11 protein-coding genes are annotated in these 14,070 nt (G+C 67.1%); 9 read left to right on the plus strand and 2 right to left on the minus strand.

Features of this window, described 5'->3' with window-relative positions; all coding sequences use genetic code 11:
- The first annotated feature begins 140 nt into the window (after nucleotides 1–140).
- The 7 genes from CEY05_RS00175 to CEY05_RS00205 all read left to right on the plus strand — a co-directional run bounded on the left by CEY05_RS00175 (nucleotide 141) and on the right by CEY05_RS00205 (nucleotide 9,789).
- Complete coding sequence (locus CEY05_RS00175; RefSeq protein ID WP_088607510.1) at nucleotides 141–2,306, plus strand: FAD-dependent oxidoreductase; 2,166 nt, start codon at nucleotides 141–143, stop codon at nucleotides 2,304–2,306.
- Nucleotides 2,303–3,163, plus strand: coding sequence for an N-acyl homoserine lactonase family protein (locus tag CEY05_RS00180; RefSeq protein ID WP_088595383.1), 861 nt, complete (start codon nucleotides 2,303–2,305; stop codon nucleotides 3,161–3,163). The genes CEY05_RS00175 and CEY05_RS00180 overlap by 4 nt, the downstream gene beginning before the upstream one ends.
- A 67-nt stretch (nucleotides 3,164–3,230) precedes the next feature.
- A complete protein-coding gene (locus tag CEY05_RS00185) occupies nucleotides 3,231–4,211 on the plus strand; it encodes a tripartite tricarboxylate transporter substrate binding protein (protein ID WP_088595384.1) in 981 nt (326 codons plus the stop codon).
- A gap of 20 nt (nucleotides 4,212–4,231) precedes the next feature.
- Nucleotides 4,232–5,638: an MmgE/PrpD family protein gene (locus CEY05_RS00190; RefSeq protein ID WP_088595385.1), complete on the plus strand. Its 1,407-nt coding sequence runs from the start codon at nucleotides 4,232–4,234 to the stop codon at nucleotides 5,636–5,638.
- Nucleotides 5,639–5,785: 147 nt separating this feature from the next.
- Nucleotides 5,786–7,138 (plus strand): MmgE/PrpD family protein, encoded by a 1,353-nt coding sequence (locus tag CEY05_RS00195; RefSeq protein ID WP_158219223.1) that lies wholly within the window; start codon nucleotides 5,786–5,788, stop codon nucleotides 7,136–7,138.
- Nucleotides 7,139–7,241: 103 nt separating this feature from the next.
- Complete coding sequence (locus CEY05_RS00200) at nucleotides 7,242–8,342, plus strand: tripartite tricarboxylate transporter substrate binding protein (protein WP_088595387.1); 1,101 nt, start codon at nucleotides 7,242–7,244, stop codon at nucleotides 8,340–8,342.
- A 4-nt stretch (nucleotides 8,343–8,346) separates the two neighbouring features.
- Entirely contained in the window at nucleotides 8,347–9,789 is a 1,443-nt protein-coding gene (locus tag CEY05_RS00205) for an MmgE/PrpD family protein (RefSeq protein ID WP_088595388.1), read from the plus strand.
- Nucleotides 9,790–9,830: 41 nt separating this feature from the next.
- Here the strand turns inward: CEY05_RS00205 and CEY05_RS00210 are convergent, their stop codons facing one another.
- Nucleotides 9,831–12,332, minus strand: a complete 2,502-nt coding sequence (locus CEY05_RS00210; protein WP_088595389.1) for a cation-translocating P-type ATPase — start codon at nucleotides 12,330–12,332, stop codon at nucleotides 9,831–9,833.
- A 76-nt stretch (nucleotides 12,333–12,408) separates the two neighbouring features.
- Here CEY05_RS00210 and cadR point away from each other — a divergent pair, with 76 nt between their 5' ends.
- Together cadR and CEY05_RS00220 are read left to right on the plus strand one after the other, a co-directional pair.
- Nucleotides 12,409–12,843, plus strand: coding sequence for a Cd(II)/Pb(II)-responsive transcriptional regulator (cadR, locus tag CEY05_RS00215; protein WP_088595390.1), 435 nt, complete (start codon nucleotides 12,409–12,411; stop codon nucleotides 12,841–12,843).
- Between the two features lie 54 nt (nucleotides 12,844–12,897).
- The gene (locus CEY05_RS00220) at nucleotides 12,898–13,527 is read left to right on the plus strand and encodes a nitroreductase (protein WP_088595391.1); all 630 of its coding nucleotides are present in this window, start codon (nucleotides 12,898–12,900) and stop codon (nucleotides 13,525–13,527) included.
- A gap of 44 nt (nucleotides 13,528–13,571) precedes the next feature.
- Here the strand turns inward: CEY05_RS00220 and uraH are convergent, their stop codons facing one another.
- Nucleotides 13,572–13,988: a hydroxyisourate hydrolase gene (uraH, locus tag CEY05_RS00225; RefSeq protein ID WP_088595392.1), complete on the minus strand. Its 417-nt coding sequence runs from the start codon at nucleotides 13,986–13,988 to the stop codon at nucleotides 13,572–13,574.
- Nucleotides 13,989–14,070: the final 82 nt, after the last annotated feature.

Below are 14,070 nucleotides of genomic sequence, written 5' to 3' on the forward strand. Positions count from 1 at the left end.
GATGGATGAGCCGTAGACATTGATGAATCCTGGTCAGCAGTGTTTTTATTTTCAGCCGATTGATCCGCGGACACGCGGGAATTTAGACTGGCTCCATCAATAAGCGCTGACCTTCCAAGTCCGCCAAAGGAGACACTGCAATGCTGCTTGAACAGCCTGGCATGGTGGGCGGCCTGCGCCTGAAGAATCGCGTGGTGATGGCGCCGATGGGCACCAACTACAGCACCACCGATGGCCTGTCCACCGAACGCGACAAGCAGTACTACGCGGAGCGCGCCAAGGGTGGGGTAGGCATGATCATGACCGAGGCCATGGTCGTCACCGAACAGGCCCGGCCGCACAACAATTCCCTGTGCTGTTATCACGACCGTTTCATCCCCGGCCTGGCCAGCATCGTCGAAGCGATCAAGCAGCACGATTGCCACGTGTTCGGCCAGCTCAATCACCGTGGCGCGCTATTACGCCGTTCGGTATTGAATATGGAGCCGGTGGGGCCCTCGCCGTGGATCAATCCCAACACCGGCGACGCCGTGCGGCCGCTGGCCGTGGACGAAATCACGCAAATCCAGAAGCTGTTCGTCGCCGCCGCACGCCGCTTATGGCGCGCCGGTTATGACGGCGTGGAGATACACGCGGCCAACGGCTATCTGTTCCAGCAGTTCTTCAGCCCGCGCATCAACCATCGTGACGATGCCTATGGCGGCAGCATCGAGAACCGCATGCGTTTTCTGCTGGAAACGATGGATCGCATGCGCGACGCCTTGCCCGAACTGCGCCTGGTGATCCGCTTGAGCGCCAGCGAGTTTGCCGAAGGTGGCTACGGCCAGGACGAGATCGTCGCGTTGGCGCAAGCGGTGCAGCAGGCGGGGGCCGACGCCATCGACCTGTCCGGCGGCAGCAATGAAAGCCCGCAGCTGTCCAAGTTCTGTATCCAGCCACCGTCCTTCCCGCGCGCCTGCCTGGCGGACGTGGCGCGGCCCATCCGCGCGGCGGTGGACATTCCGGTGTTCGTGGCCGGCCGCATGGTGGAGCCTGCCGACGCCGAATACATGCTGGCATCGGGCGGTGCCGACTTCGTGTCGATCGGGCGCGCGCTGTACGCGGATCCGCACTGGTGCCTGAAGGCTTTCGGCAAGGTGGCGGCGCCGATACGCCAATGTATCGCGTGCAATGTGTGCTTCGAGCGCCTGACGTTGGAGAAGGATGTCGCCTGTGTGCAGAACCCGATGATAGGCACCGAGTTCGAAGCGCTGCCGTATGCCGAACCGCAGTTGTTCGAGCCGCGCTTGCAGCGGGCGCAGGGTGGGGCGCGCCGGGTGCTGGTGCTGGGAGCGGGCGTGGCCGGCATGGAAGCGGCCCGCGTGCTGCGCGGCAACGGTCACGCCGTGGAAGTGTGGGAACGGCAGGAACGCCCGGGCGGCCAGATGCCGCTAGCCTGCGCCGCGCCGGACAAGACCGAGGTTGAGCCGGTCTGGACCTATCGCTGGCAGGCGGCGCAAGCCATGGGCATTCCCGTGCGCATCGGCGTCGACGCGGACGCCGCGGCCATCGCTGCCTGGGCGCCGGATCACATCATCGTCGCCACGGGCGCCAGGCCGGCGCCGCCCCCCTTCGATGTCAGCGGGCTGGATCCCGCCATACGCGTGTGCCACGCCTGGGATGTGCTGGCGGACCTGGACCGCCTGGATCCGCAAACCCGCGTGACCATCGTCGGCGGCGGCATGGTGGGCGCCGAGACCGCCGACGCGCTGCGGGTGCGGGGCATCGCCACCACGGTGCTGGAAGTGCAGCCCACCATCGCCAATGGCATGGCGCGCAACAACAAATTCGAACTGGTCGAACGCTTGCAGGCGGGGGGCATCCGCCTGCTGACGCAGTGCCGCATCCTGGCCGCCATGGGTAAGCACTTGCGGGTGCGGATAGGCGACCAGGCAGCGCAGGACCTGGACATCGGCGACGTGCTGGCTTTCGCCACGGGGCCCCGTCCGGCACTGGACGTCATTGCCGCGGTGGAAGAGACCGGCATTCCCTACGCGCGTATCGGCGACTGCAATGCCCCTGGCGATTTCCTGGCCGCGCTGCGCGATGCCTGGATGGTGGCCCTGGCGGTGGATGGCGACGGCCATGACCGTAGCCAGAGCCAAGGCCAAGGCTGCGGACAAGGCCGGCCTCACAGCCAAGGCCAGGGCCAAGGCCAGGGCCAGGGCCAGGGCCAGGGCCAGGGCCAGGGCCAGGGCCAGGGCCGCCCGGGACAGGTCGGCGCGTCCGCCAATACCGATCACCAACGGAACACGTACGCATCATGACGCAAAACCCGACGCAAAACGCAGCGCAGACCGCATCCACCCCCTTGCCGGAATACGAGGTCTACGCCATTCGCTACGCCACCCGCGAGGCGCGGCGCCAGAATAATTTCATCGGCGGCGATCCGCACGACGGCCCCATGCCCATGGACTACTACGTCTGGCTGGTGCGCGGTAACGGCCGCCTGTTCGTGGTGGATACGGGCTTCGGCCCGGCAGTGGCGGCGAAGCGGGGCCGCACGCTGCTGCGTACGCCGACCGAAGGACTGGCGCTGCTGGACGTCGATGTCGCCACCGTGCCCGAAGTGATCCTGACGCACCTGCACTACGACCATGTCGGCACCTTCGATGCCTTTGCTGCCGCGCGCTTCCATCTGCAGGATGCCGAAATGGCGTACGCCACCGGGCGCTATATGCGCCACAAGCAGTTCAACCACGGCTACGAGGTAGACGAGGTCGCCGGCATGCTGCGCCTGGTCTACAAGGACCGCGTGCAGTTTCATGCCGGTGAGGCCGAGCTGGCGCCGGGCGTCAGCGTGCATCGTATCGGCGGGCACACCGATGGGCTGCAGTGCGTGCGCGTGCACACCCGGCGCGGCTGGGTGGTGCTGGCCTCCGACACCAGCCATTACTACGAACACTTCCAGAAGAAGCGCGTGTTCACCACCTGCTTCCACATCGGCGATGCCATCGAGGGCTATCTGACCTTGCAGCGCCTGGCGGATAGTCCCGAGCACATCGTGCCGGGCCACGATCCGGAAGTGATGCGGCGGTATCCGCCGGCCGCGGCGGATCTGCGCGGCATCGCGGTCCGGCTGGATGCCGCGCCGGTGGAGGCCGGCGCGGACGGCGGATCCTGATGCCACAGGCCTGACAAGCCCCGATAACGACCGACCATAAAACCTATAAGCCACCAAGGAGACCACCATGCCCAGCCTTACCCGTCGTCTCAGCGGCCTTGCCGCCGGCCTGCTGCTGGCCGGCGCCGCCGCCTTGCCCGCCCACGCGGCGGACAAGTACCCCGATCGTCCCATCCGCATGCTGGTGGCCTTTCCCGCCGGTGGCAGCGCCGACATCGTGGCGCGCATGGTGACGCAGAAAGTCAACGAACTGTCAGGCTACAACTTCGTGGTGGAAAACCGCCCCGGCGCGGGCGGCAACCTGGCTTTCGACGCCACGGCCACCGCGCCGGCGGACGGCTACACACTGCTGTTCAGCACCCCCGGCATCGCCATCAACCCCAGCCTCTACCGCAAGGTCGAATACAAGCTGACGGACTTCAAGCCGATTGCGCTGGTGGGCGAGGCGCCCCTGGTGCTGATGGTGCGGCCGGACCTGCCCGCGCATTCGATGCAGGAACTGGTCCAGCTCAGCAAGCAGAAGCCGGACGCGGTGCGTTTCGCCAGCTCGGGCAACGGCAGCTCGTCCCATCTGGCTGCTGAAGTCCTGCGGTCCATGTCAGGCCTGCAGTACCTGCACGTGCCTTACAAGGGTGGCTCAGCGGCCGTCACCGACATGATAGGCAACCGGGTCGACATGACCGTGCTGCCCATCTCCGAAAGCATGCCTTACATCCGCGACCAGCGCCTGCGCGCCCTGGGGCAGACCGGCGCCCAGCGGTCGCCTATCGCGCCGGACGTGCCCACCATGGCCGAAGGCGGTGTGCAGGGCTATTCCGTGACTACCTGGTACATGCTGCTGGGGCCGGCCAAGCTGCCGGACGCCATCGCCACCCAGTTGGCGCAAAAGTTCGACCAGGCCTTGAAGGATCCCGACCTGCAAAAACGCCTGACCAACGCGGGCGTCAGTATCATCAATCAGGGACCGGCGCAGACCGCCGTGTTCCTGCAACAGGAATCCGCCAAGTGGGCCAAAGCCATCGCGGCTTCGGGCACGCACATCGAATAAGGCCGAAGGAGACACAAGAAATGAGCAGTTCACAACCGCCCTTGCTGGAAAACGCCACCCGCGATCTGGCGCGTTTCGCCGCCGCGCTACGCTACGACGACCTGCCGCCCGAGGTGGTGGCCCGTATCAAGAGCAGCGTGCTCGACAGCATAGGGTGCTGCCTGTTCGGCGCCACCTTGCCGTGGACCGGGCATGTCCAGGCCATGGTGCAGGAGGAGGGCGCCACGCCTGTCGCGTCGCTGTTCGGCTATGGCGGCAAGACGTCGGTGTCGCAAGCCGTGCTGGTCAATGCGACGGCGGGCCATGCCTTCGAACTGGACGACATCCATAAGGAGTCGATCGTGCATCCGGGCTCCATCGCCTTGCCGGTGGCGCTGGCGCTGGCCGAGCGCGCGGGCGGCTGGAGCGGCCGCGACCTGATCACCGCGATGGCGGCGGGCTATGAGATCGGCACCCGCGTGGGCAATGCGGCCACCATGCGCCTGTTCTTTCGGGGCTTCCATCCGCAGGGCAGTTCGGGGGTGTTCGTGGGGGCCGCCACGGCGGGGCGCGCGCTGGGGCTGGACGCGGGCCGCATGCAGCATGCGCTGGGCATCGCGGGTTCGCAGGCGGGCGGCTTGATGGCCGCGCAGGAAGGGGCCATGGTGAAGCGCTTCCATTCCGGCCGCGCCGCCCAGAGCGGCGTGTATTCGGCACTGCTGGCCCAAAGGGATTTCACCGGCATCACCGATGTGCTGGAGGCCAGCTACGGCGGCTACCTGAGCACCTATTCCGGCGAGCCCAATGCGGCGCGCCTGACCGATGGCCTGGGTGAGGTATGGGAGACCGCCAAGATCGGCTACAAGCCCCACGCCAGCGTCACCAGCATCCATGCGGCGCTGGACGCCCTGGCGCAGCTGATGCGGGAAAACGACCTGGGTCCCGACGATATCGAGCATGTGGACGTCGGCGTCAGCCATATGACGTTCGTGCATTGCGCGTGGGACTACAAGGCGCAAGGCGTCACGGCCGCGCAGATGAATCTGTATTACGGGTTGGCGGTCATCGCCCATGACGGCATGGCTTTCGTCAGCCAGTATCGCGAAGACAGATTGGCCGATCCCCGGCTGCTGGACTTCATCACCCGCATCCATGCACGCGAGGAAGCACGCTTCGACAGCATGGGGCCTGCTTTCCGCCACGCTGCCGTGGTGACCTTGCGCACGCGTGATGGGCGGCAGTTGACGCACGAGATCCTGAACCGGCGCGGCAGTCCGGAAAACCCGATCAGTGCCGACGACGTCGAATACAAGTTCCGCAATGTCGTCGAATCCTGCCTGGCGCCGGCGGATATCGACAAGGTCGTGAAGTGGTCGGCGGATCTGGAGCGCCTGGCTGACCTGCAAGCCTTGCTCCAGCTGCTGGCCGCGCGTCGGCCGTCGGCGTAGCCGGCCGCGCCAGGCATGGCAAGCGCGGCCGGCCGTTGCCAGCCACGCTACCAGCAACGTCGCGCACTTCGCCCATACCCCATCCCGGACCCCACACAGTCCGTCCTATCCCGTAAGCCGTCCATCCTTCTCTTTCAGGAATCCACCATGACCGCCACGCTTTCCGAACGTATCGCCGGCCACTTCACGTCCTTCGACTACCAGAAGCTGCCTGACGCCACGCGCCATTCCGTCAAGCGCCTGCTGCTCGATTACCTGGGTGTGGCCCTGGCCGGCAGCCAGACGGGCAGCGGCCAGATCGCGCGGCGTTACGCCGGTTCGATGGGCGGCCACGCCCAGGCCACGCTGGTGGGCGACCGCGCGCGCGTGCCTGCCATGCAGGCGGCCTTCGCCAATGCCATTTCATCGCACAGCGTGGAGCTGGACGATATCGACGTGCTGGCCCTGTTCCACTTCAGCCCGCCGGTCTATTCGGCCGCCCTGGCCAGCGCCGAGCAGGCGGGCGCCAGCGGCAAGGACCTGCTGGTGGCGCTGGCGGCAGGTTGTGAAATGATGGAGCGGGTCAGCAAGGCAGCCAATTCGTCCCTGCGCAATCGCGGGTATCACACCACGCCCACTTGCGGCATCTTCGGCGCCACCGTGGCCGCCGGCCGCCTGATGGGGTTGTCCGCCGAGCAGCTGGTGTCGGCGCTGGGGCTGGCGGGCGCGCAATCGGGCGGCCTGATGGAGATGTACGGGCCGTCCATGCAGAAGCGCTTCAACCCCGGTCCGGCGGCGCGCAACGGTCACACCGCGGCGGCCATGGCGCAATTGGGGTTCACGGGCGCGGCCACCATCTTCGACGGCGAACGGGGTTTTCTCGCGGCCTTCACCGATGCGAACCAGCCGCAAGCCCTGGTCGACGGCCTGGACCAGGACTATCTTCTGGAAATCGAATTCAAGCCGTATTCCTGCGCCCGACCCATCCACAATGCCATCGACTGCGCTCTGGAAATACGCCGCAAGAACGCGCCGGATCCGCGCCGCGTGAAGGCCATCGAGATGGCGCGCCACCCGGACTGGGCGCTGTATCACCAGAACGCGCGTCCGCGCACCTATCACGAAGCCCAGGTCAGCCTGCCGTACTCCGTGGCGGTGGCGCTGACCGACGGCCAGGCCCTGTTCGCGCAGTACAACGACAAGCGTCTGCAAGAACCCATCCTGCGCGAGCTGTCCGACCTGGTCCGCATCACCGTGGACGACAGCCTGCCGCGTGGCGTGTCCTGCCGCATGACGCTGGAAACGGACGATGGCGCACGCCACGTGTCGCAAGTGGATTATCCGAAGGGCTCCATCCAGAACCCCATGTCGGATGACGAACTGCGCGCCAAGTTCGACAGCCTGGCGGTGCCCGTCATCGGCGCGGCGCAGGCCGCGCGCCTGGCCGATTGCGTGGCGGATATCGAAAACTGCGGCGATGTACGCCAGTTGATGGAACTGACGATGGCAGCGGCGAAGTAGCGGTGCCAGCGTTGGCGCGGCCTTGGCCCTCGTCTTTCGAAGCGGGCCTGCCGCCGTGGGCCGGCGCCGGAAGTCCATAACAACAACACGTGCAGGAGACATCATGTTGGACATACTTGCTTCCTTTTCATTGCCACGGCGCCTGCGCGGTCCGCGTCGCGCGGGCGCTGCGCCCGTGCCGCCCCGTACTGCCCGAGTTGCTTTCGGCGCGCCGGCCGCGTGCCACCTGCGGCATGCGATGGCCGTCGGAACCACTGTCGTCGCGGTGCTGGCCGCAGCAGCGCCGCTGACGGCGCAGGCGGCCGATGCCTATCCTTCCAAGCCCATCCACCTGGTCGTGGGCTTCCCGCCCGGCGGTTCCAACGACATCGTCGCCCGCCTGCTGGCTCCCAAGCTGGGGCAGATCCTGGGCACCAGCGTGGTGGTGGAGAATCGTGCGGGCGCCAACGCCATCATCGGTACCGACTATGTGGCGCGCGCCGCGCCGGACGGCTACACCATCACCCTGGGCAGTGCCAGCCCGCTGGCGATCAGCCCGCACACCTACAGCAATATGCCCTTCGATCCCGTCAAGGACCTGACCGCGATCACTACCGTGGCGGCCACGCCGGAGCTGATCGCCATCAATCCCAAGCTGCCGGCGAAGAACCTGCAGGAACTGGTGGCCCTGGCGAAGAAGCAGGACATCACGCTGGCGTCTTCCGGCAATGGCGGCCTGCCGCATCTGGCCATCGAACTTCTGAAGATCGCCTCCAAAGGACGCATCGTGCACGTACCCTACAAGGGCGCGGGCCCCGCCACGACCGACGCGGTGGGCGGGCACGTGGACGGCATCATCATGGACCTGCCGGCGCTGTACTCCATGGTGTCGGAGAACAAGTTGCGCCCGCTGGCGGTGACCGACAACCATCGCGCGCCGGTGCTGCCGGCGGTGCCGACGTCGGTGGAAGATGGCCTGCCCACGGTGCTGGCGTTCAACTGGTTTGCCGTGATGGCACCGGCCAAGACGCCGGCGCCCGTGGTGGACAAGCTTTACCAGGCGCTGGTGCAGACGGTGAATGACGGCGAGGTCAAGGCCAGCCTGGCGAAGCTGGGCATCGAGCCCTATACGCAGGCGTCGCCCCAGGCCTTTTCCGCCTTCCTGAAAACCGAGCTGACGCGCTGGGGCGAAGTGGCCCGCGCGTCTGGCGCCAAAGCGGATTGACGCCATGGACGATCTGGATGCGTGGAAAACATTGGCCGCGCAGCATCGCGGCATCACCCGCGAGCTGGCGGCGTTCATCGCGGGCTTGCGGCCGGATGCCGTGCCTGCCGCCACGCGATCCGTGCTGGAGAACGCCGTGGTGGATGGCATCGGTTGCGGCCTGCACGGGCTGGCCACCCCCTGGGGCGGCATTATGCGGGACTATGCGCGCGACCGTGGCGGCCCGGCCGAGGCCGGATTGTGGGGCGGCCAGGCGCGGGTCAGCGTGAACCATGCGGTGCTGGCGGCCGGCACGGCTATCCATGGTTTCGATTTCGACGATCACAGCCGCGCCAAGATCCATCCCGGCGCGGTCGTGCTGCCGGTGGTGCTGGCGTTGGGTGAACGCGAAGGCAGCAGCGGCGCCGCTGCCCTGGCCGCCATGGCGGCCGGCTACGAGACCATGAATCGCGTCAGCCAGGGCGCCAACCCGAGCCGGGCACGCATGCGTGGCTGGCATCTGACAGGAACCACCGGAACCTTGGCGGCGGCCGCCGCCGCCAGCGTGATGCTGGGCCTGGATGCCGACACCACGGCCAGCGCCCTGGGCCTGGCCGGGACCCAATCGGCGGGCTTGTGGGCCTTTACCGCCGATGGCGGCATGAGCAAGCGGCTGCATCCAGGGCGCTCGGCGGAAGCCGGCGTCGCCGCGGCGCTGTTGGCGCAGCGTGGTTTTCGCGGGCCGCAATACATCCTGGAGGCCGAGGACGGCGGTCTGCTGTTCGGCATGTCCGACGATCCGCGTCCGGGGCAGGTCGTGGCCGGCCTGGGCCAGGATTGGCATACGGACGCCACGTGCTTCAAGCCGCACGCCTGCTGCGGCAGCAACCATGCCTGCATCGATGCGGCCCTGGCGTTGAAGCGGGAACATGGCATCCAGGCTGGCGACATCGCGCGCATCGTCACGGGCATACCCAGCGTGGTGATGACGCAGACCGGTTTCGATTACAAGGCGGATTCCGTGCTGAACGCGCAGATGAGCCTGCGCTACAACGTCGCGGTGGCCCTGGTGGATGGGCAGGCCTATCTTGAGCAATTCACGCCGGAGCGTATCGTCGATCGCGAGACGTTCGAATTGGCGGGGCGGGTACGGATAGAGATCGATCCGGAGATCGACCGGGCCTATCCCAAGGTGTATGGCGGCAAGGTCGCCCTGGTCATGCGCGATGGGCGGACCTTCGAGCGGCGGGTCGATTATTCCCTGGGGATGCCGGAGAACCCGATGACGCAGGCGGACATCATCGCCAAGTACCGGTCATTGGCGGATTATGCCGTGGGCGCCGAAGCCGGGGAGACGATCCTGCGCCTGGCCACGGGCATCTTCGACGCCCCGACGATCGCGCCGCTGGGTGCCGCGCTGGCCGCCGTCGAGGTCAGGCAGGGTGCGACGATAGAAGCGCAGGCATAGCCAGGATGCGTCGCGCGTCGGACGCGCTGGCCAGCCGAGGGTCAGGCCTGGACAGCCTGCGGTTCGCTGGCGTCCGCGGTCCTGCTGCCTGCCAGACGGCCGTCGCCGGTGCGCAGCAGGCGCAGGCCATTGGCGACGACCAGCAGGCTGGCGCCGACGTCCGCGAAGACGGCCATCCACAGGGTGGCGACACCGGCCAGCGTCAGGACCAGGAACACCACCTTGATGCCCAGCGCCAGCACGATGTTCTGCACCAGCACGCGATGCGTCGCGCGCGACAGGCGCACGAACTCGCCGATCTTGCGCAGGTCGTCGTCCATTAGCGCCACGTCGGCGGTCTCGATGGCGGTGCCGGTGCCGGCCGCGCCCATGGCGAAACCGATGTCGGCACGCGCCAGGGCAGGGGCATCGTTGATGCCGTCGCCCACCATGCCCACGAGTCCTGCGCCGATGCGTTCTTCCAGGGCCTGGAGCTTGTGTTCGGGCAGTTGCTCGCCGCGGGCCTCGTCGATGCCGACCTGGTCGGCGATGGCGCGCGCGGCGGCGTGGTTGTCGCCGCTGAGCATCAGCGTGCGCACGCCCAGCGCGTGCAGATCGGCGATGGCCTGGCGGCTGGCCGGCTTGACGGTGTCGGCCACCGCCGCGATGGCCAGTACGCGCTGACCGTCGCTCAGGGCCACGGCGGTCTTGCCCTGGCTTTGCAGCGTGTTCAGGGCCTGCGTCAGGGCCGGCGTCTCCAAGCCAAGTTCGCGCATCAGGCGGGCGTTGCCCAGGTGATAGGTGACGCCGTCGATGACGCCCCGCGTGCCACGACCCGGCAATGCAGTGAAGTCCGCGACCTCGGCTAACGCATCGGCAGTTACCGTCGCAGCAACGCCGGCCGGCTGAGGCACGGCAGCCATGGCATGGGCCGTTGTCTGCGCCGCAGGCGCGCGATCGCCGGCGGCGCCGGCAGCAATGGCCTTCGACACCGGATGGTCCGATCGGGCCGCCAGGCTGGCGATCAGGTGGCGGGCCGTGGCTACAGGCGTGCCGTCCAGCGGCAACAGATCCGCCAACGTGGGGCGGCCGTGGGTGATGGTGCCGGTCTTGTCCAGCGCCAGCCAGCCCAGGCGGCGGCCGTTTTCCAGATAGGCGCCGCCCTTGATCAGGATGCCGCGCCGTGCCGCCGCGGTCAGTCCGCTGACCACGCTGACCGGCGTCGAGATCACCAGGGCGCAAGGGCAGGCAATGATCAACAAGGTCAGCGCGCGATAGATGGCCGTAAGCCAGGGCTGGCCCATCAGCAGCGGTGGCACGCAGGCCACCAGCAGCGCCAGCGCCACCACCGTCGGCGTATAGATGCGGGAGAACTTGTCGATGAAACGCTGCGTGGGCGCGCGCGCGCCTTGCGCCTGCTCGACCGCGTGAATGATGCGCGCCAGCGTGCTGTCGCCGGCCGCCGCGCTGACGCGGTACTCGAAGGCGCCATGCGTATTCACCGTGGCCGCATAGACAGGGTCGCCCACGGTCTTCTCGGCGGGCAGGCTTTCGCCGGTAATGGGGGATTGGTCCACCGCGGACGCACCGGACACCAGCACGCCGTCGGCGGCGATGCGCTCGCCTGGCCGTACCCGCACCACGTCGTCCACTTGCAGGCTCGCGGCCGGCACTTCACGCCAACTGCCGTCCGCCTGCCGCGCGGTGGCCGTTTCCGGGGCGAGGTCGAGCAGGCCGCGCACGGCATTGCGCGCGCGGTCCAGGGAGCGGGCCTCGATCAGTTCGGCGACGTTGAACAGGAACATCACCATCGCCGCTTCCGGCCATTGGCCGATGGCGGCGGCGCCGGTGACGGCAATGCTCATCAAGGCATTGATGTTCAGATTGCCGTGGCGCACGGCGATCCAGCCCTTGCGGTAGGTGTTCAGGCCGCAAGCCAGCACGGCGACGATGGCCAGTACGGCTGCAATGGGAATGGCGACCACACCCAGGTCGATCACGGGATTGCCGGCGAAATGCACGGCTTCGGCCAGGGCGGCGAGTACGCCGCCGGCGGCCAGGCCACGCCAACGCGTGGGCGCGGCGGCCGGTGCCGGGGTGGCAGCGCCTTCCAGCACGGTGGGCGTCATGCCCAGGTCCTTGATGGCCGCCTGTACCGCCGCCAGCGCGGGGGCGGCATGCACGACGGTCAGCACCCGCTGCATCAGGTTGAAATGCAGTTCGCGCACCTCGGGCATGGCGCCCAGCTTGCGGCGGATGAGCGTTTCCTCGGTAGGGCAGTCCATCTGGTTGATCAGCAGGCGCGTCAGGGTCTCGCCCGGCGCGGCGCGCAGATCGGCGTCCGGCTGCGCCGCCGCTGCCTGCGACGCGCCGTGGTCATGGCCGCAGCAGGCGTCATGGCCGTGCGCATGGCCGGCAGGCTTCGCTTGCGCCGGTTCGGCTTGCGCATGTGCATGGTCGTGGTCATGGCCGCAGCAGGCGTCATGGTCGTGGACATGGCCCGGGTGCGGATGCTCTCCGTCCCTGTTTTTGGCGGCAATGATAGGCGGGAATTTGCTGTTCATGGGCGCTATTGCACACCCTGGGGTTACTATAGGGTCAAGCGTTGCCTGGCGACGCGCCATCCGCGGAGGCTGGAATATGAAAATCGGTGAATTGGCCAAGGCCGCCGGAACCACGGTGGAAACGGTCCGCTACTACGAGAAGGAAGGCCTGCTGCCGGCCCCCGATCGCGGCGACAACAATTACCGCAGCTATGGGCCGCAACACGTCGACCGCCTGCGCCTGATCCGCAACTGCCGGGCGCTGGACATGACGCAGGAAGAGATCCGCGCCATCCTGCAATTGGCCGACAGCCATGCCGCCGACTGCGGCCCCATCAACGACATCTTCGATGCCCACATCATTCACGTCGATGAGCGCATCGCCGAACTGACGCAATTGAAGGCTCAACTGGGCGACTTGCGTCAGCGATGTCTTTCGGCCCGGCCCCATGCCGAGAATTGCGGCATCCTGCACGGCCTGGCCGAGATGCAAGTCGAAGAACGTCCCGAGCGCCATACCCACCTGGGCTGAATCCAAGGCGGCATGGCGGCTAACGCACCACCCATCCAAGAGAAGCTCTGAAGCATGAACTCTCCCGAAACGATTTCCACGCCGGTTTCCACTCCTGTGTCCGCGGCCGCATCTGTGCCATTACACGCGCTGTATTCGCGCCGTTCGACGAAATTCCTGCGCGGCCCCGGGCCGTCGCCGGAAGAGTTGGCGCAGATCCTGCAGGCCGGCATGTCGGCCCCGGATCATGGTTCGCAGCGTCCGTGGCGCTATGCCATCGTCCGCGGCGAGAACATCGCCAAGCTGGCCGACGTGGCCCTGGGCGCGGTCAAGCGCAGTGGCGATCCGCGCATGACGCCGGAAAAGGAAAAGTCCGTGCGTGAATGGATGGCCTCCGTCCCGCTGTTCCTGGCCGTTGCCCAGAAAATCGACCATGGCAAGATTCCCGAGCACGAACAGATGCTGGCGGCGGGGGCTTCGGTCATGAACGTGCTGAATGCCGTGCACATGCTGGGCTACGGCGCCTTCTGGAGCACGGGCGTGGGCACGTACGTGGAAGAGGTCCAGCTGGCGCTGGGCTTCGACCCGCTGGACTATCGCTTCCTGGGCTATCTGGCGATCGGAACGCCCGCTTGCGCCGTGCCGCCCGTGAAGCGCCCGGATTTCCGTGAGTTCGTCACGGAGTGGACCGGCCCGCTCGCTTGAGTCCGGCAGGCGGGCCCGGGCCAGGGCTCAGCCACCGGCTTCAATCACTGACCTCGATATACCGTATAGCCATACCGGCTCAGCAGCAGGGGCACGTGGTAGCGCTGCTTGGGATCCTTCACCAGGAAGGGTACGTCCACTTCCGGGAAGAAGGTCGATTTCCCGGCCTCGGCATAGTAGGTCCGGGTCTGGAAGACAACGCGGTATTCGCCGCTGACGAAAGGCCGGTCGGCAGGGAACAGCGCTTCGATGCGGCCATCCTTGTCGGTCAGGCTGGCGCTCAAGGCAACCCAGTCTTGGCCCACCTTCTGTTCCAGATGCACGCGCACGTTGGCGGCCGGGCGGCCCGAGTTCTGGTCCAGTACGTGCACGCTGATGGAATCAGGCGCGGCACAGGCGCTGGCGCTGGCCAGGGTCAGCAGGCCGGCGAAGGATAGGGAGAGCAGATGCGTGCTTTTCAATGGGGGCTCCTTGATCGCTGATGTCGCGATAACACAACCAGGCGGAAGCGCCTGGTGTGCGGAGCATAGGCAGCGGTCGGCA

Source organism: Achromobacter sp. HZ34 (genome assembly GCF_002209485.1).
Taxonomy (GTDB): Bacteria; Pseudomonadota; Gammaproteobacteria; order Burkholderiales; family Burkholderiaceae_B; genus Bordetella_C.

Bases quoted from the DNA above. Each gene is read 5' to 3' on its own strand.
- CEY05_RS00200 (WP_088595387.1), top strand. From the start codon at position 7,242: ATGTTGGACATACTTGCTTCCTTTTCATTGCCACGGCGCCTGCGCGGT.
- CEY05_RS00220 (WP_088595391.1), top strand. From the start codon at position 12,898: ATGAACTCTCCCGAAACGATTTCCACGCCGGTTTCCACTCCTGTGTCC.
- CEY05_RS00190 (WP_088595385.1), top strand. From the start codon at position 4,232: ATGAGCAGTTCACAACCGCCCTTGCTGGAAAACGCCACCCGCGATCTG.
- CEY05_RS00185 (WP_088595384.1), top strand. From the start codon at position 3,231: ATGCCCAGCCTTACCCGTCGTCTCAGCGGCCTTGCCGCCGGCCTGCTG.
- CEY05_RS00180 (WP_088595383.1), top strand. From the start codon at position 2,303: ATGACGCAAAACCCGACGCAAAACGCAGCGCAGACCGCATCCACCCCC.
- CEY05_RS00205 (WP_088595388.1), top strand. From the start codon at position 8,347: ATGGACGATCTGGATGCGTGGAAAACATTGGCCGCGCAGCATCGCGGC.
- CEY05_RS00210 (WP_088595389.1), bottom strand. From the start codon at position 12,332: ATGAACAGCAAATTCCCGCCTATCATTGCCGCCAAAAACAGGGACGGA.
- CEY05_RS00195 (WP_158219223.1), top strand. From the start codon at position 5,786: ATGACCGCCACGCTTTCCGAACGTATCGCCGGCCACTTCACGTCCTTC.
- CEY05_RS00175 (WP_088607510.1), top strand. From the start codon at position 141: ATGCTGCTTGAACAGCCTGGCATGGTGGGCGGCCTGCGCCTGAAGAAT.
- cadR (WP_088595390.1), top strand. From the start codon at position 12,409: ATGAAAATCGGTGAATTGGCCAAGGCCGCCGGAACCACGGTGGAAACG.